This is a genomic window from Streptomyces sp. NPDC057424 (assembly GCF_042803315.1).
In the GTDB taxonomy this organism is placed as follows: Bacteria; Actinomycetota; Actinomycetes; order Streptomycetales; family Streptomycetaceae; genus Streptomyces.
The window spans coordinates 1-19,645 of the sequence record NZ_JBHVCP010000016.1 but is presented as its reverse complement, the minus strand read 5'-3'; the positions used below and the strand labels follow the sequence as shown (position 1 = coordinate 19,645).

General features: G+C 71.8%; 17 protein-coding genes. 7 read left to right on the top strand and 10 right to left on the bottom strand.

Annotated features, from left to right (window positions below):
- Positions 1 to 134 precede the first annotated feature (134 nt).
- Complete coding sequence (locus ACFU3E_RS15640) at positions 135 to 1,076, top strand: hypothetical protein (RefSeq protein WP_384157231.1); 942 nt, start codon at positions 135 to 137, stop codon at positions 1,074 to 1,076.
- Here ACFU3E_RS15640 and ACFU3E_RS15635 read toward each other — a convergent pair.
- Positions 1,054 to 1,407 carry a hypothetical protein gene (locus tag ACFU3E_RS15635; protein ID WP_384157229.1) on the bottom strand — a complete coding sequence of 118 codons (354 nt, stop codon included), beginning with the start codon at positions 1,405 to 1,407 and terminating at the stop codon, positions 1,054 to 1,056. The two genes, ACFU3E_RS15640 and ACFU3E_RS15635, sit on opposite strands and share 23 nt — an antisense overlap.
- A 422-nt stretch (positions 1,408 to 1,829) precedes the next feature.
- On the opposite strand from ACFU3E_RS15635, the gene ACFU3E_RS15630 reads away from it, so the two are divergent.
- Positions 1,830 to 2,888: an NlpC/P60 family protein gene (locus ACFU3E_RS15630; RefSeq protein ID WP_384157226.1), complete on the top strand. Its 1,059-nt coding sequence runs from the start codon at positions 1,830 to 1,832 to the stop codon at positions 2,886 to 2,888.
- A 9-nt stretch (positions 2,889 to 2,897) separates the two neighbouring features.
- On the opposite strand, the gene ACFU3E_RS15625 is transcribed toward ACFU3E_RS15630, so the two are convergent.
- Positions 2,898 to 3,638 carry a LuxR C-terminal-related transcriptional regulator gene (locus tag ACFU3E_RS15625; protein ID WP_384157223.1) on the bottom strand — a complete coding sequence of 247 codons (741 nt, stop codon included), beginning with the start codon at positions 3,636 to 3,638 and terminating at the stop codon, positions 2,898 to 2,900.
- Positions 3,635 to 4,927, bottom strand: coding sequence for a PspC domain-containing protein (locus tag ACFU3E_RS15620; RefSeq protein WP_384157219.1), 1,293 nt, complete (start codon positions 4,925 to 4,927; stop codon positions 3,635 to 3,637). Before ACFU3E_RS15620 ends, ACFU3E_RS15625 begins: the two co-directional genes overlap by 4 nt.
- Positions 4,928 to 5,104: 177 nt before the next feature.
- On the opposite strand from ACFU3E_RS15620, the gene ACFU3E_RS15615 reads away from it, so the two are divergent.
- Together ACFU3E_RS15615 and ACFU3E_RS15610 are read left to right on the top strand one after the other, a co-directional pair.
- On the top strand, positions 5,105 to 6,559 hold the full coding sequence (locus tag ACFU3E_RS15615) for a PspC domain-containing protein (protein WP_384157216.1): 1,455 nt from the start codon (positions 5,105 to 5,107) through the stop codon (positions 6,557 to 6,559).
- Positions 6,546 to 6,770, top strand: a complete 225-nt coding sequence (locus tag ACFU3E_RS15610) for a hypothetical protein (protein ID WP_384157213.1) — start codon at positions 6,546 to 6,548, stop codon at positions 6,768 to 6,770. Before ACFU3E_RS15615 ends, ACFU3E_RS15610 begins: the two co-directional genes overlap by 14 nt.
- A 14-nt stretch (positions 6,771 to 6,784) precedes the next feature.
- On the opposite strand, the gene ACFU3E_RS15605 is transcribed toward ACFU3E_RS15610, so the two are convergent.
- The 3 genes from ACFU3E_RS15605 to ACFU3E_RS15595 all read right to left on the bottom strand — a co-directional run bounded on the left by ACFU3E_RS15605 (position 6,785) and on the right by ACFU3E_RS15595 (position 10,103).
- A complete protein-coding gene (locus tag ACFU3E_RS15605; protein ID WP_384157210.1) occupies positions 6,785 to 7,315 on the bottom strand; it encodes a DoxX family membrane protein in 531 nt (176 codons plus the stop codon).
- Between the two features lie 139 nt (positions 7,316 to 7,454).
- Complete coding sequence (locus ACFU3E_RS15600; RefSeq protein WP_384157491.1) at positions 7,455 to 8,720, bottom strand: hypothetical protein; 1,266 nt, start codon at positions 8,718 to 8,720, stop codon at positions 7,455 to 7,457.
- Positions 8,721 to 9,308: 588 nt separating this feature from the next.
- Positions 9,309 to 10,103 (bottom strand): class II aldolase/adducin family protein, encoded by a 795-nt coding sequence (locus tag ACFU3E_RS15595; protein WP_384157207.1) that lies wholly within the window; start codon positions 10,101 to 10,103, stop codon positions 9,309 to 9,311.
- A 189-nt stretch (positions 10,104 to 10,292) separates the two neighbouring features.
- On the opposite strand from ACFU3E_RS15595, the gene ACFU3E_RS15590 reads away from it, so the two are divergent.
- Positions 10,293 to 10,766, top strand: a complete 474-nt coding sequence (locus ACFU3E_RS15590) for a pyridoxamine 5'-phosphate oxidase family protein (RefSeq protein WP_384157204.1) — start codon at positions 10,293 to 10,295, stop codon at positions 10,764 to 10,766.
- Between the two features lie 3 nt (positions 10,767 to 10,769).
- Here ACFU3E_RS15590 and guaA read toward each other — a convergent pair whose 3' ends face one another.
- Entirely contained in the window at positions 10,770 to 12,350 is a 1,581-nt protein-coding gene (guaA, locus tag ACFU3E_RS15585; RefSeq protein ID WP_384157202.1) for a glutamine-hydrolyzing GMP synthase, read from the bottom strand.
- Between the two features lie 328 nt (positions 12,351 to 12,678).
- Here guaA and ACFU3E_RS15580 point away from each other — a divergent pair, with 328 nt between their 5' ends.
- Entirely contained in the window at positions 12,679 to 12,960 is a 282-nt protein-coding gene (locus ACFU3E_RS15580) for a chorismate mutase (RefSeq protein ID WP_384157199.1), read from the top strand.
- Positions 12,961 to 13,498: 538 nt separating this feature from the next.
- Here ACFU3E_RS15580 and ACFU3E_RS15575 read toward each other — a convergent pair.
- Positions 13,499 to 14,638 carry a hypothetical protein gene (locus ACFU3E_RS15575; protein WP_384157196.1) on the bottom strand — a complete coding sequence of 380 codons (1,140 nt, stop codon included), beginning with the start codon at positions 14,636 to 14,638 and terminating at the stop codon, positions 13,499 to 13,501.
- 214 nt (positions 14,639 to 14,852) lie between these two features.
- On the opposite strand from ACFU3E_RS15575, the gene ACFU3E_RS15570 reads away from it, so the two are divergent.
- The gene (locus ACFU3E_RS15570) at positions 14,853 to 15,842 is read left to right on the top strand and encodes an LAETG motif-containing sortase-dependent surface protein (protein WP_384157193.1); all 990 of its coding nucleotides are present in this window, start codon (positions 14,853 to 14,855) and stop codon (positions 15,840 to 15,842) included.
- Positions 15,843 to 15,951: 109 nt separating this feature from the next.
- On the opposite strand, the gene ACFU3E_RS15565 is transcribed toward ACFU3E_RS15570, so the two are convergent.
- Both ACFU3E_RS15565 and ACFU3E_RS15560 read right to left on the bottom strand, forming a co-directional pair.
- A complete protein-coding gene (locus tag ACFU3E_RS15565) occupies positions 15,952 to 17,739 on the bottom strand; it encodes a GMC family oxidoreductase N-terminal domain-containing protein (protein ID WP_384157189.1) in 1,788 nt (595 codons plus the stop codon).
- 76 nt (positions 17,740 to 17,815) lie between these two features.
- Entirely contained in the window at positions 17,816 to 19,453 is a 1,638-nt protein-coding gene (locus ACFU3E_RS15560) for a succinic semialdehyde dehydrogenase (RefSeq protein ID WP_384157186.1), read from the bottom strand.
- Positions 19,454 to 19,645: the final 192 nt, after the last annotated feature.

Below are 19,645 nucleotides of genomic sequence, written 5' to 3'. Positions count from 1 at the left end.
CTCTCGTACCGGACGTACGTGGGCTTTCGGCCGGTGCGGCGAGTGAGGGTCCCCCCTGCTCGAAGAGCTTGGGGGAGCGTGCCGGGCGTCGCGACGGGGCGACCGTTGCCTGCCGGGGCACTAGCATCGGCGCTATGTCCGGTCCCTCCCCGTTTGCCACCTGGTGGGCGACGTATGCGCTGGCGACCGGCGTCCTGCCGGTCGGTCTCGACTCGGCGGGCTTCGAGGTCCTCTCCCGCATCACCCTCACCCTGGCCTGCGCGGCCTGGCTGGTGGCGGCCGCGGGCCTCGCCCAGCGCGCGCACGGCGGACGGCGGGCCGAGACGCCGGCCGCGCTCACCACCGTGGCGGCGACCGCAGTCCTCGGCACCGGCTTCTCCGTGACCGGCCGGCAGCCCCTCGCCGAGGCGCTGTTGGCGCTCGCCACGCTGCTCTGGGTGGTGCTGCTCACCGCGGAGACCGAGGGGCGGCGGGGGACGGTCTTCCTGCGCTGCGTGGCCACTCAGGGACTCGCCATGCTCGGCGCCACACTCGCCGCGGCCGAAGCGGCGGCCTGGCTCGCCCACGCCGCCCTGGTGCTGTTCTGGCTGGGACTTGCGCTCTACGGCTTCGCCCTGTTCCGCTTCCAGCCCCGGCAGGTGGAGGAGGGGCGCGGGGACCACTGGCTCGCGGCCGGCGCCCTCGCCTTCTCGGCACTGGCCGCGGCGAAGCTCCTCAGCGCCGACAGCGCTCGCCTGTACCTGTGGAACGAGGACAACGTCAGCGCCCTGCGCACGACGACCGTCACGCTGCTCGTGCTCGCGCTGATCGCCTGCGTCGCCCTGCTCCTCGCCGAGCTCTTCTGGCCCCGGCACCACTACGACGTGCGACGCTGGGCGACCGTGTTCGCCGCGGCCGTGACGGCCACGGCCGCGCTGGCGGTCGCCGCAGCCCTCGACGTCCCCTGGCTCGACGTCGCCGGAGAGGTGCTGCTGTGGATCGCGGTGGCCGCCTGGCTCGGGTGCACCGCCTGGGCCCTCGCCTCGGCCCGGGCCGGCGCCCGGCGCTCCCGGGTCAGGTCCAGAGCACGGCGATGAAGATGTTCGCCGTGGTCAGCAGACCGACCAGGCCGAAGAGGCCCTTGTCCACCTTCTCGTCGTCCCGTTTCACGTAGACGAGACCGAGGACCACGATCAGCAGGGCCAGCTTCACGCCGATCTTGATGTTGTTCACGGACTGGTCGTCGGCCTGGTTGAGACCGACCAGGACCACACCGGTGACCAGCATCGTGAGCGCGCCGTGCAGCATCGCGGGGGTGAAGCGGGCGGTACCCTCGCCCATCGCCTTCACCTGGGTGAGGAAGCCGCCCAGCAGCGAGGCGATGCCGATGATGTGGAGGCCGACGAAGAGGTGGATGAGTACGTCCATGAGGCCGGAGCCTAACCAGGTGCTCCGGAGCCATCCGGCACCGGGCCAGTGATGCACACATGCGCCCCATAGCACCCGATCACGGTCACTCACTCACGATTCGACACATCGGTCATCACGCTGAGTGAAGTCGACGGCGCCAGGGTGGATCCACGGTCGCATACGGTCACCGCCGGTCCTCTCACGTCACTTCCGCACACCTGCCACCGGGCCGCCCCGGCGCCACTTAGCGTCCTCCACCAGGTGCCCGGCTCCCCACCGCCGCCCGGGCCAGGGGCGGCAGTCGGACACCACCGCCGAGAAGTCCGGCGGCGGTCCGCTCCCCCTGTGCGGGCCGTCGCCGGACGCGCAGGCCGCCCGTCCGCTCCCCACCCGGCGGCCGCACACACCGTCGGCGGTCGAGGAAAGGACGTGGCCTCCAGGTGGCAGCGCACCGCAAGCCCCGACAGCGCTCGATGGGTGGCGGCAAGGCCCGTACGGCCGCCACGATCGCCCTCGCGGGCGCGGCGACGGCGACGGGCTTCGACGGAACCGGACACGCCGAACCACAGCTCACCCCCGGCCAGATCAAGGCCAAGGTGGACAAGCTGTACCAGGAGGCGGAGGTCGCCACCGAGAAGTACAACGGCGCGAAGGAGAAGGCCGAGGCGGCCGGGCAGCGGCTGAAGGACCTGCAGGACCAGGCGGCTCGCAAGGAGGAGCGGCTCAACTCCGCCCGTGACGCCCTGGGTTCGGTCGCCGCCGCCCAGTACCGCGCCGGCGGCCTCGACCCCGCGGTGCAGCTCGCCCTGTCCGACGATCCCGACCGGTACCTCGAGAACGCCGAGTTCGTCGAGCGGGCCGGCAGCCGGCAGAACGCCGCCGTCGCGGGCGTACGCAAGCAGCTGCGGGAGATCGAGCAGCTGCGCGGGGCCGCCCACATCGAGTTGACCTCCCTGAAGTCGCGCCGGTCGGAGCTGGAACAGCACAAGAAGACGATCACCGGCAAACTGGGCTCGGCGCGGCAGCTGCTGTCCCGGCTCGACCCGCAGGAACGTTCCCGGCCCGGCGCACCGCAGGACCGCGCCTCGCGCTCGACAAGCGCACGGGGCACCCTCGCGGCCCCCGGCTCCGGCTCGTCCCAGGCACCCAACTCCCGGGCGGCCGCCGCCGTCTCCTACGCCTACCAGAAGCTCGGCAGCCCGTACGTCTGGGGCGCCACCGGCCCGAACGCCTTCGACTGCTCGGGCCTCGTCCAGGCCGCGTACCGGGCCGCGGGCGTCTCCCTGCCCCGCACGACGTACTCCCAGATCGCCGCGGGCCGCCGCGTCTCCCGCTCCGAACTCGCCCCGGGTGACCTGGTCTTCTTCTACACCGGCATCAGCCATGTCGGCATCTACGTGGGCAACGGCCGGATGATCCACGCGCCGAACCCCTCGGCGCCGGTACGCGTCGCCCCGCTCGACGAGATGCCGTACGCGGGGGCGACACGGGTGGTGTGAGCGCCGGTGTCAGACCAGCCGGCGAGCCGTCGCCCAGCGCGTCAGCTCGTGCCGGTTCGAGAGCTGGAGCTTGCGCAGGACCGCCGAGACGTGCGACTCGACCGTCTTCACCGAGATGTACAGCTGCTTGGCGATCTCCTTGTACGCGTAGCCCCGCGCGATGAGCCGCAGCACTTCACGCTCGCGCTGGGTCAGGCGGTCCAGGTCCTCGTCGACCGGCGGCGCGTCCGTGGAGGCGAAGGCGTCCAGGACGAACCCGGCCAGCCGGGGAGAGAAGACCGCGTCGCCCTCCTGGACGCGGAAGACGGAGTCCACGAGGTCCGTGCCGGTGATCGTCTTGGTGACGTACCCGCGGGCCCCGCCGCGGATCACCCCGATCACGTCCTCCGCCGCGTCCGACACGGACAACGCGAGGAAGCGGACCGGCTGCTCGGTGTCGCCCATCAGCGGGGCGCAGCGGCGCAGCACTTCTACGCCGCCCCCACCCGGCAGATGCACGTCGAGGAGGACCACCTCGGGCCGGGTCGCGGTGATCACCGTGACCGCCTGGTCGACGTCCGCGGCCTCGCCGACGACCTCGACACCGGTCTGCTCGGTCTGCCCGATCTCGGCCTGCACCCCCGTGCGGAACATGCGGTGGTCGTCCACGAGGACCACGCGCACGTGACGCCCGGGGCCGCCGCCCGACTCCGCGGGCCCTGCCGCCTGTGCCGGTCCCGCCGTACCGTTCGCCTCGGTCGGGTCGCTCATGACGTCTTCTCCGCCCTCTCCATCTCCAGCTCGACCTCCGTGCCGCCGTCCGGCACCGCGCGCAGCCGCGCCGTGCCGCCGTTGCGCTCCATACGGCCGATGATCGATTCTCTGACACCCATCCGGTCGGCGGGTATCGAGTCGAGGTCGAAGCCGGGGCCGCGGTCCCGGACGGACACGAAGACCGTCTTCCCCTCGACCTCGGCGAAGACCTGTACGGCGCCGCCCTCGCCACCGTACTTGGCGGCGTTCACCATTGCTTCCCGCGCGGCCTGCATCTGTGCGGCGGTCCTCTCGTCGAGCGGGCAGTCGCCCACGACCACGACCTCGATGGGCACGCCGTGCTTGTCCTCCACCTCGGCCGCGTTGCGCCGGACGGCGTCGGCGAGGGTGGTCGGTTCGTCGGCCTCGTCCTTGCCGGTGCCCTCGGGCTTGTAGAGCCAGGTGCGCAGGTCGCGCTCCTGGGCGCGGGCCAGGCGGCGGACCTCGTTCGCGTTCTCCGCGTTGCGCTGTATCAGCGTGAGGGTGTGCAGCACCGAGTCGTGCACATGGGCGGCGACCTCCGCGCGCTCCTGGGCGCGGATGCGCATCAGGCGCTCCTCGGAGAGGTCCTGCGTCATGCGCACCAGGTACGGCCCGGCGAGCAGCGTTATCCCGACGAGGACCGCGAGAGCCGCCTGCAGGACGGAGCCGAGGTGGGCCGCGGAACCCTGCAGGACGAAGATGCCGGAGACGCCGGCCGTCACCAGCAGCACCCCGCCCACCGAGCGCAGCAGCGTGACCGTGCGCCGGCGGCGGCCGACCTCGGCCCAGCGGGCCCGGCGGGCGTTGTCCGCCTGCCGCCACACCAGGGCGACGCCCGCGCCGACCAGCACCATCGGCCAGAGGTACGCCCTGGCGCCGCCGCTGAGGTTCACGTTGCCCACGAAGACCATGGCCACCACGACCATGAGGAGCAGGGCCACGATCTGGCCCTTGTCGGGCCTGCGCGCGACGCGTCTGCGGCGGCCGTCGGGTGACGTCTCCGCGGCCGCCGGCGACAGCGGCCTCTGTGCCTCGACACCGCCGACGCCGAGCGGGACGAAGAACCAGAACGCGGCGTACAGCAGCGTGCCGAGGCCGTCGGCCATGAACAGGCCGATGAAGACGAGCCGTACCCAGATCACGGGCAGCCCGAGGTGCCCGGCGAGGCCTCGCGCCACGCCCCCGAGCCAGCGTCCGTCACTGCTGCGGTAGAGCTTGCGCGGCGGCCGCGGTTCGGCGAGTGGCGCTGCTGCGGCTTCCGACATGCCATTGATGGTCACACGTGCGGGAAGCCGGAGCATCAGGGTCGTCCCCTAAGACTCCCCTGATCTCGGCGTGCCGCTCCTCGAACGCTTCCCGAGCCGCCTCTCAGGGCCGATATCAGGGTCCGGCCAGGGTCGTTCCGACTCCCGCCGGGGCGCCGCGCCCGTCACCATGGACCCATGACCGATCACGAGCACGCCGCGACGGGTCCGGGACCCGGCTCCGGCCCGCGCCCCGCCCGGGGCGCCGGGCCGCGGGATGCCGCGCCCGCCGCGGGCTCCGCGCCCGGGCGCGCGGACGCGGGAGAGCGGGGAGGAGCGCCCGGTACGGCCGCCCCCGCCGAGGAGGCGGCCCCGGCCGGTCCGCCCCACGCGTTCCGCCGCGACCGCCGCCACAAGGCCCTGGCCGGCGTCTGCGCGGGACTGGGGCGGCAGTGCGACATGGACCCGGTGATCTTCCGCATCACCCTCGCCGTGCTCTCCGCCACCGGCGGCATCGGCCTCCTCTTCTACGGCTTCGCCTGGCTCTTCGTCCCGTACGACGACGAGGACGAGAACGAGGTCCGCAAGCTGCTCACCGGCCGTGTCGACGGCCAGGCCCTGACGGCCGTGCTGTTCGCGCTCGTCGGCTGCGGGGTGTTCCTGACCATGCTGAACAACGGCGGGGTGCTGACCTTCGCCGTCGTCCTCTCCGTCATACTCGCCGGCGCCGGCTACTGGTCGCGCCAGCGCGGCGCACCCGGCCCCGACCCCATCGCCGCCCAGGCCGTCGCCGACGCCCCGCCGGAGCCCCAGGCGCCGCCGGTGTTCCTCACCGCCCCCTCCTGGTGGCGTGACCCGATCGTCAAGGACGGCACCCACATCGGCGGCACGGGCTACCTGTGGGGCCCGCGCGACACCCACGACCTGGATGTCGCCGCGGCCGTCAACATCAGCCTCGGCACCCGGCCCGGCGCCCGCGAGGACATACCCGCCCCGCGTCCCGGGCCCCCCGCGCCGCGCGGGCCCCGCTGGATCGGCGGCTGGGTCTTCCTGCTGGCGCTTCTCGCGGGAGCCCTGGGCACGAGCCGCACATGGGACGGGCATCCGCTCGGCACCAGCCTGCAGACGGGCCTGTCCTGTGCGCTCGCCGTCCTGGGCCTGGGCATAGCCGTCAGCGCCCTGCTGGGCCGGACCGGCGCGGGCTCGATCTTCCTGGCGATCATCACGGCCGGCCTGCTCGCCGGGGCTGCGGCCCTACCCAAGGACATCGACACCCACTGGGCACGCACCACCTGGACGCCCGCCACCGCGGCGGACGTACGGCAGCGTTACGACCTGGGCACCGGCGTCGGCACCCTGGATCTGAGCAGGCTGGACGTGTCCGGGAAACAGACGGTCACGACACGGGCGGAGGTCGGCATGGGCCGGATCAAGGTGCTCGTACCCGAGGACGTGACGGTGCGGCTCAACGTGGAGGTGGGCATGGGCGACCTCCAGCTGCCGGGTGACGACCCGAAGGACGTGGACGTGCAGCCTGACCAGCGCAGGGAGATCACCCTCTCTCCCGCCGAGGGCGTCGAGAAGTCCGGCACCATCGACCTGGATCTCCAGGTCGGCGTGGGGCAGGCGGAGGTGACCCGTGCTACGCCATGAGTTCCAGCCCGGAAAGCTGATCGCCGGCACCGTCCTCGTGCTGGCGGGCGTCCTCTACGCCGGTGACGCGGGCGGCGCCTGGGAGATCCCGTGGTTCGTGGCGATCCCCCTCGTCACGGGCGGGTTGTGCCTGGCGGGTGCGGTGGCGCTCCTGACGGGCCGCGTGCGCCGGCGCCGCCGGGGAGGCCGTGCGGGCGCGGACCTCGCCTGACGGTGAGCGGCCTGCTACCGGTACCCGCCGCTCCGCTGCCTTCGCCGCGACCGCAGTGCGGCGTCCAGGGACAGCAGGGGCGCGCCCGCGAGAATCAGGGGGATCCAGGCCATGAGGTAGGCGAGGTCGTTGCCGTAGTAGTACGGGTCGGAGGCCCAGCTCACGGTCAGCCACAGGCTGAGGGAGATCAGCGCGCCACCGAGTGCGGCCAGACGGGCGAGCAGACCGAGCAGCGTACCGATGCCGACGGCCAGCTCCCCGAAGGCGATGGCGTAGCCGAAGCCGACAGGGCTCTTGAGGGAGAGGTCGACCAGGGCGGGAATGGCGGAGGAGTCGCGTACGGCGCGCATCATGTCGCCGATCGACCCGGCACCGGAGTCCTTCATGAAGGCGCTGTCGGTGAGTTTGTCCAGGCCGGCGTAGATGAAGGTGACGCCGAGGAAGATACGCAGAGGCAGCAGGGCGTAGCGGGTGGCGGTGTCCCGCCAGCCTCCCCCGTTGCCGAAACGGGGGTCGTGCGTGTCCGTTCGCCTACCGTGAGTCATCGCTGCAAGCCGCCTCTCGCCGCCGGTACCGAGACCCCCTCGACAGACGATACGTACGACGAACGAACCGCGCTCAATCCTGCGCGAACGGCATTTCTCGACGCGCCGGTGCCGCGGGGTGCCTCAGAGGCGGGGTCACTCACTCGGTCACGTCGACCGCGTACCGGTTCGTCTCCACCCCGGCCGCGGTGACCACCTGCACCTCGATCCTCCCCGGCTCCACATCCGCCGGCACCGGCACCGTCAGCAGGGTGTCCGTGGGGTTGCGGAACCCGCCGGGCACCGGCACCAACGGCACGTGGACGTGCACCGCGCCCACGCGCACGACCATCCGGGCCAGCCGGTCGGCTCCCTGCGCCCCCGGCGGCACGAAGCCCGCGCCCCGGATCTCGATGTCGTCTCCCGTGCGGATCGGCCCGTCCAGGTCGCCCGCCTCCCGGGACCGGACCACGGAGAGGATGACCGGCCGGCCGCCCTCCGCGTACTTGCCGGCCAGGTACGTAGCCGCCGACACCAGTACCACCACCGCCAGCCCCCACGGCAGATCCGGCAGTTGCTCGGGCCGCCTGGCCAGCCGTACCGCCGCGAAGACCAGGGCGACACCGCTGATGACGACGTACTGGATGTCGGCGAAGGCGCCCCGCCCCGCGTCGTCGGTCAGCAGGTCGGCGGCCCGGGGCCGGTCGGCACGTACCTTCTGCAGCCGTTGCCCCAGCACCCGCAGCCCGACCACCCGCCGCACGAGCACGGCGATCCCGCACACCACGGCGAGCACGGTCACGGCCCCCGCGCCCCGGGCGAGCTCCAGCCCGGAGATCAGCGCGTCCCGCTCCCGGTGCCGGGAGGCGGCGGCCAGCCGCCCCGCGAGGACGAGCACCGCGTAGGCCACGAAGAGCACCCACGCGGCGGCGACCGCACGAGACGTGGACAGCCGGTTGTCCTCACCGATCACGGGCGCCAGCACCCCACCCTTCGCCCGGTGGAACCACGACGCGGCGGTCAGCGACAGCGCCATCACCAGCGCCGCGGCCAGCCCGGCCGTACGCGCCGCCGTCCAGCCCGCCCCGACCGCCGTGAGGGCCTGACCGAGCAGCAACAGCACCACAGCGGCCCACACGACACCCGCCGTGCGCCGCCACAGGCCCGTCAGCCAGGCCTGCCCCTCGGCCCGCCCCCTCTCGGCGACCTGCTCCGCGGACTGCGCCAGTTCCTCGGAGACCCACTGGCGGGAGGCCGACGCGGAGTGGGCGACCGCGGCCGGCAGCCCCTGCCCCGCCGCGAACTCGTCGCGCCGGCGCAGGAACGCGGCGACGGCCCGCCGATGTCCCTCGCGCGCCCCGTGCGGGCAGTCCCCGCAGGCGCACCCACCCCCGTGGGCACCTCCGGGTCCGCCCGGTTGCCCCAGGGTGTACCCACCGGCATAGCCGCCCGCATACCCCTTGGCACCAGCACCAGCACCAGCACCCGCACGCGTACTTGCGTACCCGCCCGCGTCCGCGCCGCCCTGTCCCGCCTCCCGCACCGCCACGCCCGACGCCCGCCTTCCCGCGACCCAACCACCGCCGGCCTTCCGGACCCCGGAAACACCGCTGTGCGACTCCCCTGCGACGACAGCGAATTGTGCCCTACACCACCCGGTTCACGTCCGCCCGGTCTGGTCAACACGAGTGAAGTTCGGCGTGCCCTGTTGACCCGGCTGGGAGAACTCCCCTATAGCCGAGAGCATCCAGCGGGACGGGACCTGGGCCTCGACGGAGACGCGGTCCGGCCACCGGCGGGCGGCTGCCGGACGCGGCCGATCCCTACCGGCTGACGGTGGACGCCGACCGGACCGGGGTTGGTCCTGCTGCCGCCCGGCCGAGCGCACGCGCGTGTCGGCGAGTGTGGGTGAGTGCCGGTGCCGTCGATGAGGCGCGTTGACACCTGCGTCCTCACGGACGAGGAGTTCGCGAGGACGAAGGCGGTGGTGCCGGGGGGCCTCTGAGGGGTCGGCCTAGCTCAGCAGGCCCGGCTCGGTCCGGCTGACGTCCTCCCACATGGGCTGGTAGTTGATCCAGGCCACCAGGTCGCCGCCCAGCTGCTCCCGTGTCGCCACCGCCATCCGGTGATCGATCCGGACCGGCCGCCCGGCCGCCTGCGCCATCAGCTGCACCTGGCAGGAGCGCTCCATCGACACGAACCACCAGGCCGCCGCGTCCACCGAGTCGCCGACGGTCAGCAGCCCGTGGTTGCGCAGGACGAGCGCCTTGCGGGAGCCGAGCACGGCGGCGATGCGCCGCCCCTCCTCGGCGTCGACGGAGACGCCGGTGTAGGTGTCGTAGAGGGCGTGATCCTCGTAGAAGGCGCAGCTCTCCTGGGTGATCGGCTCCAGCAGTTCGCCGAGCGCCGCGAGCGCCCGGCCGTGCACCGAGTGGCAGTGGGCGACGGCGACCACGTCGGGCCGGGCGGCGTGGACCTGGGCGTGCACGGTGAAGGCGGCCTGGTTGACGTGGTAGCCGCCCTCGACGACCTGGCCGTCCTGGTTGGCGAGCACGAGGTCGCTCACGGTCACGTGCCGGAAGGGCATCCCGAACGGGTTGACCCAGAAGCAGTCGGTGAATTCGGGGTCGCGTGCGGTGATGTGCCCGGACACGCCGTCCTCGAAGCCCAACCGGCCGAAGATCCTCAGGGCGCCCGCGAGCCGTTCCTTGCGGTGCCGGCGCTCGTCCTCGACCGACTCGTGCATCGGCGGCATGGCGAACCGCAGCCGGTCGGTGGGCAACGGCAGGGGCGGGGTGGGCCCGTGCATAGGTCCTCCAGCACTGGTTCTGCGTACGGGCGGAAGTTACCGTCCGTGAGGCCGGGAAGAACAGAAGCGTTTCGTGAAGATGACCCGAGCGCCCCTGTGAGCACCGTGTGCCCACCCGTGTGCCCCCTGGCTCCCCAACCCCACGAATAGCCGACAGAGGATGTCGGATTTCGGCGCGACACTCTCTCCATGACAGCGAACTGGGCGGCTTTCGCCACCGCCGAACCGGATCTGGCCGGCACCGTCGAGAAGCGCTTCGGCGTCTACACCCACCACATCCTCGCCACCCTCCGCAAGGACGGTTCGCCCCGTACCAGCGGCCTGGAGGTGCGGTTCCTGAACGGCGAACTGTGGCTCGGCATAATGCAGGGCTCGCTCAAGGCGCTCGACCTGCGGCGCGACCCGCGCTTCGCGCTCCAGGCGAACCCCGGGGAGGGCACGGGCATGGGCGGCGGCGACGTCCGGATCAGCGGCCGGGCGATCGAGGTCGACGACGCGCCGGCCAAGGCCGGGTACGTCGAAGAGGTGGAACCGCCGGAGCCGTTCCACCTCTTCCGTACCGAACTGACCGAGGTCGTGAGGACCTACGTCGAGGACGACAAGTACCTCGTCGTCCAGGTCTGGCAGCCCGGTGAGCCCCTGCGCGTGATCAAGCGCACCTAGGGCCTACTCCCACTCGATCGTCCCCGGCGGCTTCGAGGTCACGTCGAGGACGACACGGTTGACGTCCTTGACCTCGTTCGTGATCCGCGTGGAGATCCGGGCGAGGACCTCGTACGGCAGACGCGACCAGTCGGCCGTCATGGCGTCCTCGGAGGAGACGGGGCGCAGGACGATGGGGTGGCCGTAGGTCCGGCCGTCGCCCTGGACGCCGACGCTGCGGACGTCGGCGAGCAGGACCACCGGGCACTGCCAGATGTCGCGGTCGAGGCCGGCCGCCGTCAGCTCCTCGCGGGCGATGGCGTCGGCCTCGCGCAGCAGGTCCAGGCGCTCCTTGGTGACCTCGCCGACGATCCGGATGCCGAGCCCCGGGCCGGGGAAGGGCTGGCGCTGGACGATCTCCTCCGGCAGGCCGAGCTCCTGGCCGACCATGCGGACCTCGTCCTTGAAGAGCTTGCGCAGCGGCTCGACCAGCTGGAACTCGAGGTCCTCGGGGAGGCCGCCCACGTTGTGGTGGGACTTGATGTTGGCCGTGCCGGTGCCGCCGCCGGACTCGACGACGTCCGGGTAGAGCGTGCCCTGCACGAGGAACTCCACGGCCGGGCCCTGGTCGGCGATGATCTCGGCCTGGGCCTGCTCGAAGACCCGGATGAACTCGCGGCCGATGATCTTCCGCTTCTCCTCGGGGTCGGAGACCCCGGCCAGCGCCTCGAGGAACCGCTCCTCGGCGTCCACGACCTTCAGCTGCACGCCGGTCGCGGCGACGAAGTCCTTCTCGACCTGCTCGGTCTCGCCCTTGCGCATCAGGCCGTGGTCGACGTACACGCAGGTCAGCTGGGAGCCGATGGCCTTCTGGACGAGGGCCGCGGCGACCGCGGAGTCCACGCCGCCGGACAGGCCGCAGATGGCGCGCCGGTCTCCGACCTGCTCACGGATACCGGCGACCTGCTCCTCGATCACGCTGCCCGTGGTCCAGGACGGGGTCAGGCCCGCGCCCCGGTAGAGGAAGTGCTCCAGCACCTGCTGCCCGTGCGTGGAGTGCATCACCTCGGGGTGGTACTGGACCCCGTAGAGCTTCTTCTCGTCGTTCTCGAAGGCGGCGACCGGTACGACGTCCGTGGAGGCCGTGACGGCGAAGCCCTCGGGGGCGGCGGAACAGGCGTCGCCGTGGGACATCCAGACGGCCTGCTCGGCGGGGGTGCCCTCGAAGAGGGTGGAGGACACCTTGGAGACGTGCAGGCCGGTGCGGCCGTACTCGCGGGCGCCGGTGTTGTCGACGGTGCCGCCGAGGATCCGCGCCATCAGCTGGAAGCCGTAGCACATGCCGAAGACGGGGACGCCGGCCTCGAAGAGCGCGCGGTCCAGGCTGGGCGCGCCCTCCTCGTAGACCGACGAGGGGCCGCCGGAGAGGATGATCGCCGCGGGGTTCCTGGCGAGCATCTCCTCGACCGGCATGGTGCTCGGCACGATCTCGCTGTAGACCCGCGCCTCGCGGACACGACGGGCGATGAGCTGGGCGTACTGCGCGCCGAAGTCGACGACCAGGACGGTGTCGGCGGCGTTGGCAGCGGGAGTCGCTGATGACACGGGGTGCCTTCCGGCGGTGGGGCGGGGGTCTTGTGCCACCTGATTCTACCGGGGGGCCGCCGGGCTCCTTCCGTGTGCCGGACACCCACCCCGTCTCAGGATGCGAACCGGCTTGGACGGGTCCGGTACGCGGTGCATACTTGCCCCCATGTTCAAGCACCAGACGTTCGTCTTTACCTATGGCATCCGGCCCGCCGGACGCCATGGTCGTGCTGCTTGAGCTACTGACAAGCGACTTCCCAGGCGCCCCGGGCCGACAAGGCCCGGGGCGCCTGCCGTCGTCCGGGCCGTGCCGCCCCGGGGCAGCCCCTGACGACGAGGAGCCCCCATGACCGCCATCGACGTGACCGGCGCCCGCACCCCCGAGGCCGCCGACGTGATCACCGGCGCGCGCGAGCGGATCGACGCGCTGGACGACCGGATCATCGGCCTGATCCAGGAACGGGTGGCCGTGTCCGCCGTCATCCAGGAGGCGCGGATCGCCTCCGGCGGCCGGCGCGTGAACCTGTCCCGCGAGATGGACGTCCTCGGCCACTACAGGGAGGCGCTGGGCAAGCCGGGCACCACGCTCGCGATGACCCTGCTGGAGCTGTGCCGCGGCAAGATCTGACGCCGCCCCCGGGCCCGGGATCCGTGTTCCCGGGACAGACGTACGCACCGTTCTCACCCGTACGGCGCGTGACCGCCCCCGCACCGCCTCGTTGGTCCCGGTGTCCGTGCCAGCCAGGCGCGGGCCCGAAAGAACCACGCGTGGCTCACTGGGGCGATGAGGCGCACGGATCGTGCCGTGCGTCGTGGGACCTCGCTCCAGGGAAGTGACCGGACGGCAGGGGACAGCAGCCCGGTCACCCAAGAGAACGGCCGGCTCCGGGGACGCCCGGGGCCGACCGGCGGACCTTGCATAAATGCACAAGTCTGGGTCAAACGGTTGCGGGCGCCGCGTTCATCCAGCACGATGCGTAGACAGTCCAAGTCCCTCCGTGGGCACCCGCATTGCCCCACGCCAGAGGTACAGGCCAGCGGCGCAACCCCCCGGCGCCGCTTCCAGGCACCGGCGCTGCCCTGACGTCGGTGCTGACGAGAAGAAGGGCCCCGCGGCTCCACCCCGCGGGGCCCTTCGCTCTGCGTCGGCGGTTGTCCGCGGAGCGTCAGGTGCGGGTCACGGTCCCGCAGTCCTCACGGTCGCCGTCGTCGATGTCCCTGCTCCGGTCGTACGGATCCACGGCCGGGCCGCTCGGAGTCGGGCCCGCAGAGGCGCTCGACGAGAACTCCGGGTGCAGGTAGCCGTCGTAGACGAAGCACGAGGAGTTGCCTATCTCCTGGTCGTACTCGACGACGAGCAGCCGGCCCGGGGTGACCTGGTACCGGGCGGGGTCGGCGAGTTCCATCGTGAGGACGCGGCGCACGATGGTGCGGGTGACCTCCGTGGAACCGTCCGCGCGGCTCACCGGGTAGACAAAGGTGTAGTCGGCGTGCACGGCCACGCCCCCGTGCGAACCCTTCTCGAACGTCATGTGCCCACGCGTCTTGATCACGTCGCCGACCAGCCGTATCTCGTCGGGGTCGAACCGGCTGAACAGGGCCACCGGGTCGTTCTTCCTGCTCGGCGAACGCAGGGCGGTGTCGAGACGGTCGACGACGTCCGGCTGCTTGGGGTCCAGCACGGAGAACGCGGCCCCGGGGCGTGCGCCACGCAGCGCCTTCGGTTCCAGGTTGGCACCCACCAGCAGCTTCTTCGTCAGCTTCAGCGCCTGTTCCACACGGTCCTTGGAGACCGGGCCGACGGCCTTCGCGGCGGGCAGGACGATGCCGGCGTCGCCGTCGGCCCAGCGCAGGGCCGGGGAGCCGGCGAACGGCTCGTCCAGGGTGGGGGTTTCGGGATCCGGCGATCCGGGCGCGGCGGTGGGCGGCGCCGTCTCCTCGGGCAGGGGCGAGGCGTCGGCGGCCTCGGCCGTCCCGGCGCCGAAGGGGTCGCCGGGCAGCAGCGACGGCTTCATGGCCACCAGCGCCACGGCCGCGGCGACCGGCACGCCGAGCACGGCCCACAGCTTGCGGCGCCGGGCCGCCCTGCCGTTCATCTCCTGCCACGCGGGTCCGGTGCGCCACCCGGGCGGCAACTCGCCCCGGGCGTCCTGCCCGCGCAGGCGTTCGGTCACCAGGCGCGCTCGGGCGGACGGCTCCTTCGGGGCGGAGGTGCGGATGTCCCGCTCGGTGTCGCGGGTGAACTGCTCCCAGACGTCGTCGGGGATCTCCGAGGCCGACGCGTCGTCGGAGGGCTTTTCAGACACGAAGCCAAGATCTAAGCGTGTGGAACGCATCTTCACAAGAAGACCCCGGGTGTGACTCAGGCCACATAAGAATCCTGTGAATGCCAGCACAACCATTCACAGGTCTCACTGATCAAACCTGCCGAACCAAGGGCCACACCCGCGCCCCACACGCGGAGGCCTCCCCCAACGTTCGTACCGCAGCCCGCGGTACGCCGGACTCTCCGAGGTCTTCATGAAGCTTCGCCGCGCCATGGCAGCAGCGGCCGCTACGGCGGTCATAGCCCCGGTGGCACTGCTCGCGGCACCGGCCGCGTACGCGACCGACGAAACGACGCCCACCCCGAGCGCGTCGGTGAGCGAGTCCGCTCCCGAGACGTCCAGCTCGCCGTCGGTGAGCGAGTCCGCTCCCGAGTCGACGCCGGCTCCGAGCACGTCCGCGAGCGAGTCCGCTCCCGAGACGTCCAGCTCGCCGAGCGCGTCCGCGAGCGAGTCCTCCCCCGCGCCCAGCGCCTCCGAGCCCGAGGAGCCCGAGGAGTCGGAGTCCCCGGACCCCGAGCCCTCGGTGTGTGAGGACACCAAGGTCGACGTCGGCATCTCCGGTCTGTCCGGCAAGATCGCGGCGGGCAGCGGCTGGCACAAGTTCTCGCTGAACGTGGTGAACAACTCCGACTCCACGCTGAACGACCTCGACTTCTTCGCCGGGGCCTCCCCCGACAAGAACGGCGAGGAGCTGTTCTCCAGCAAGCAGGTCCAGCTCCAGGCCTGGGACCCCCAGGACAAGATCTGGGTCGACCTCAACGAGGGCGGCTACGCGGTCGGTTACGTCGGTTACACCGACGAGCTGAAGCCCGACTACGAGGTCAACATCCCGCTGCGCCTCAACGTCAAGCCGTCCGCCCCGGTCGGCTCCGGCTTCTCGCTCGGCGCGACGATCTACGGCGACAGCGACGGCGAGTGCGTCGGCTTCGGTGACGTGTCGTACAAGTTCCAGATCGTCTCCTCCGGTACGGACACCGAGGGCACCAAGCCGCAGGAGGGCGGCAAGGCGCCCGTGACCGACGAGAAGCCGAGCGGCAACACGCCGGAGGTCACCGGCAGCCTCGCCGAGACCGGCTCCAGCTCCGCCCTGCCGATGATCAGCCTCGTCGGTGGTGCCGCGGTCGTCGCCGGTGCCGGCGCGATCTTCGTGGTCCGTCGCCGCAAGGCCGGCGTTGAGGCGTAAGCCATGACGGCCCACAGGCCGTAGCACCAAGCAGAAGAGGGACCTGCGCTCGGAGGGGGGCGCAGGTCCCTCTTCTGTATCAGGTCCCTTTTCTGTATCCCGCTGTCGCTCAGTTCTTCGGCGGCACCGCCGGCAGGCCCAGGAACGGCAGCCGCAGCGCGCCGAACGCCTCCGCCGGGACCGCCGGGGCCTTCGGCTCGACCGGTTGGAGGCGTTCGTAGGCCGTGCCCTGCTCGGGACGCGGGTCGGGCTCGCCCTTGTTGGGCCAGAACGACATCGCCCGTTCGGCCTGGGCCGTGATGGTCAGGGACGGGTTGACGCCCAGGTTGGCGGAGACCGCGGCGCCGTCGACGACGGAGATGCCGGGGTGGCCGTAGAGGCGGTGGTACGGGTCGATCACGCCGGACGCGCGGGAGTCGCCGATGGGGCAGCCGCCCAGGAAGTGGGCCGTGAGCGGGGTGCCCATCAGTTCGCCGACGTTGGAGCCCGCGAAGCCGTTGATCTCGGCGGCCAGTGCCGACGCGCTCTCCGTCGCGGCCTTGATCTGCTTGGGGTTGGGGGCGCCGTGTCCCTGGCGGGCGGTGAGCAGGCCGCGGCCGACGCCCGACGGTTTCACGTACGTCGTCAGGGAGTTGTCCAGCGACTGCATCACCAGACCGATGATGGTCCGCTCCGACCAGCGGCGGTTGGACAGCGAACGCAGCACCAGCAAGGGGTGTTTCGCCGCGTGGGCGAGGAAGCCCAGGACCCGCGAGGTGCCCGAGTTCCGCCCGGTGTAGGGGACCTGGAGGATGGACAGGCCGCCCATGGAGTTGGAGCCCTTGCCGTAGCGGACCGGCTCGATGTGGGTGTTCGCGTCCGGGTGGATCGAGGACGTGATGGCCACGCCCCGCGTGAAGTCGGCCTTCGGCACGCCGTGGGCCTTGCGGTAGCGCCGGTCGTCGGTCTGGGCGCCGACCAGGGCCTCGGAGTTGGTGCGGGTCAGCTCGCCCAGCCGGTCCGAGAGGTGCGGCAGCCGGCCGCCCGCCTTCATGCGGTGGAGCAGGGTCTGTGTGCCGTAGGTGCCGGCGGCGAGGACGACCTTGCGGGCCGTGAAGGTACGGCCCTTCGCCTTGCGGCGGTCGTCGGTGGGCAGGGTGGCGACCGCGTATCCGCCGCGCGAGTCGTCGGTGACCGAGACGACGGTCGTCAGGGGGTGGACGACGGCGCCGGCCTTCTCGGCGAGGTACAGGTAGTTCTCGTTGAGGGTGTTCTTCGCGCCGTGGCGGCAGCCCGTCATGCACTCGCCGCACTCCGCGCAGGCCTTGCGGGACGGGCCCGCCCCGCCGAAGTAGGGGTCGGGCACCTCCTGGCCCGGCTTCGCCTTCGCCGTGCCGTCGGCGTCCTCGCCGTCGCCGAAGAAGACGCCGACGGGCGCGAGGTGGAAGGAGTCGCCGCAGCCCATCCGCTCCGCGGCGGCCTTCAGGTGCACGTCGGAGGGGGTCATGGTCGGGTTGAGCCGGACGCCGAGCATGCGCCGTGCCTGGTCGTAGTACGGCTTCAGCTCGTCCTGCCAGTCGGTGATGTCACGCCACTGGGGGTCCTCGAAGAACGGTTTCGGCGGGACGTAGAGGGTGTTGGCGTAGTTGAGGGAGCCGCCACCCACGCCCGCTCCCGCCAGGACCATGACGTTGCCCAGCAGATGGATGCGCTGGATGCCGTACATGCCGAGTTTCGGGGCCCAGAGGTAGTTCTTGAGGTCCCAGGAGTTCTTGGGGAGGGTCTCGCGGGTGAAGCGGCGGCCGGCTTCCAGGACGCCTACCTTGTAGCCCTTCTCCGTGAGGCGCAGGGCGGTCACCGAGCCGCCGAATCCGGAACCCACGACGATGACGTCGTAGTCGTAAGCGTCCTGAGGCACGTGTTCTCCTCGTCGAGTGTCGCGTGCGGGCCGTCTGTGGTGGAGCGCGCGGTTCCCCGCGCCCCCGAAGGGTCGTCTAGTTGAAGCGGAACGCCTTCATCAGGCGGAGGCTCCTGCTCATGAACCGGGCGTACTTCTCGTCGTCCATGCCCAGCGAGGGCGCCATCGGGAGCACCCGCTGGTGGGCCACCGTCTGGGCCTCGGTGTACTTGAGGATGCCCTCGGAGCCGTGGCGGCGGCCGAGGCCGGAATCCTTCATGCCGCCCATGGGCGACTGGACGCTGCCGTAGGCGGGGGCGTAGCCCTCGTTGATGTTGACGGTGCCGGTGCGCAGGCGGGCGGCGACCTCCTGGCCGCGGCGGCCGTTCTTCGTCCACACCGAGGAGTTCAGGCCGTACGCCGTCGCGTTGGCGCGCTCGACGACCTCGTCCTCGTCCGTGAAGCGGTAGACCGAGACGACCGGGCCGAAGGTCTCCTCCCCGCAGACGGACATGTCCGTGGCGACGCCGTCGAGGATCGTGGGCTCGAAGAAGTACGGGCCGATGTCGGGGCGGGCCACACCGCCCGCGACGACCTTCGCGCCCTTGGCGACGGCCTCCTCCACGTGCCGCGTGACCGTCTCGAGCTGACGCTCGCCGACCAGGGAGCCCATGTCGGCGCCGTACGCCAGGGACGTGCCGAGGCGCATCGCCTTCGTGCGGGCGGCGAAGCGCTCCAGGAAGGCGTCCGCGACCGACTCGTGGACGTAGAGCCGCTCGATGGAGATGCAGAGCTGGCCGGCGGAGGAGAAGCAGGCGCGGACGGCGCCGGCCGCGGCCTTCTCGATGTCGGCGTCCTCCAGCACCAGCATGGCGTTCTTGCCGCCGAGTTCGAGGGAGACACCGACCAGCCGCGCGGCGGCGCCCTGGGCGACCTCGCGGCCGGTGCGGGTGGAGCCGGTGAAGGAGACGTAGTCGGCGTGCCGGACGACCTCGGGGCCGACGACCGGACCGTCGCCGAGGACGACCTGGAAGACGTCGGCGGGCAGGCCGGCCTCTATGAGCAGGTCCCGGGCCCACAGGGCCGTGAGGCAGGTCTCCGTGTCCGGCTTCATGACGACCGCGTTGCCCGCGACGAAGGCGGGGAGCGCGTCGCCGACCGACAGTTCCAGAGGGTAGTTCCAGGGGGCGATCTGGCCTATGACACCGCGCGGGTGGCGCAGTTCGGTGACCTTCGTCAGGGTCGGCATGGCGCCGGCGTGCCGCTTCGGCCGGAGGTAGGCGGGGGCCTTGCGGCCGTAGTGCCGGGCGGCGACCGCGACGGCCTGGACCTCCTCGTGGGCGTGCAGCCGGGCCTTGCCCGTCTCCAGCTGGATGAGGTCGAGCACCTCGGCCTGGCGCTCCAGCACCAGGTCGTGGAAGCGGAGCAGGACGGCGGCGCGCTGCCGTACGGGGGTCTGCGCCCACACCGCCTGGGCGGCGCGGGCCTGTTCGAAGGCCTCCGCCACGTCCTCGGGCGTCGACTCGGGGAGGTCGGCCAGCTTCTCACCGGTGAACGGCGTGTGGTTGGCGGTCCGGCCGGAGCCGGCCACGCCCTTGGTGAGCTGGGCGACCAGCTCGGGCGTGACCACGTCCGCGGCGGTGCGGGCGCCCTCCGGTGCGGGGGCGAGGGGGTTCGTACCGGTCTGTGCCGTGCCGGTCTCTGCCGTCTTCTCAGCGGCCTGCGCGTCCGTCATGAGGCGCAGGGTATGCGGCGACGGAGGCTTTGGGTACCCGTCGGTAATACGGCTTCACCGAGTGCACACACGACGCCAGTGACTGCTGGCAACAAACACGCTGATCAGGACGTTGTGCGGTGCCCGGTGTGTGTGATTGAGCCTCTTCAGCGTTGCCGCTCCAGGGTGAGAATGGCTTTGGCGATTGACGTC

What these genes read in the sequence shown, in the direction of transcription:
- ACFU3E_RS15640 (WP_384157231.1), top strand. Translation starts at nt 135, where the DNA reads ATGTCCGGTCCCTCCCCGTTTGCCACCTGGTGGGCGACGTATGCGCTG.
- ACFU3E_RS15635 (WP_384157229.1), bottom strand. Translation starts at nt 1,407, where the DNA reads ATGGACGTACTCATCCACCTCTTCGTCGGCCTCCACATCATCGGCATC.
- ACFU3E_RS15625 (WP_384157223.1), bottom strand. Translation starts at nt 3,638, where the DNA reads ATGAGCGACCCGACCGAGGCGAACGGTACGGCGGGACCGGCACAGGCG.
- ACFU3E_RS15620 (WP_384157219.1), bottom strand. Translation starts at nt 4,927, where the DNA reads ATGTCGGAAGCCGCAGCAGCGCCACTCGCCGAACCGCGGCCGCCGCGC.
- ACFU3E_RS15615 (WP_384157216.1), top strand. Translation starts at nt 5,105, where the DNA reads ATGACCGATCACGAGCACGCCGCGACGGGTCCGGGACCCGGCTCCGGC.
- ACFU3E_RS15605 (WP_384157210.1), bottom strand. Translation starts at nt 7,315, where the DNA reads ATGACTCACGGTAGGCGAACGGACACGCACGACCCCCGTTTCGGCAAC.
- ACFU3E_RS15595 (WP_384157207.1), bottom strand. Translation starts at nt 10,103, where the DNA reads ATGCACGGGCCCACCCCGCCCCTGCCGTTGCCCACCGACCGGCTGCGG.
- ACFU3E_RS15590 (WP_384157204.1), top strand. Translation starts at nt 10,293, where the DNA reads ATGACAGCGAACTGGGCGGCTTTCGCCACCGCCGAACCGGATCTGGCC.
- ACFU3E_RS15580 (WP_384157199.1), top strand. Translation starts at nt 12,679, where the DNA reads ATGACCGCCATCGACGTGACCGGCGCCCGCACCCCCGAGGCCGCCGAC.
- ACFU3E_RS15570 (WP_384157193.1), top strand. Translation starts at nt 14,853, where the DNA reads ATGAAGCTTCGCCGCGCCATGGCAGCAGCGGCCGCTACGGCGGTCATA.
- ACFU3E_RS15560 (WP_384157186.1), bottom strand. Translation starts at nt 19,453, where the DNA reads ATGACGGACGCGCAGGCCGCTGAGAAGACGGCAGAGACCGGCACGGCA.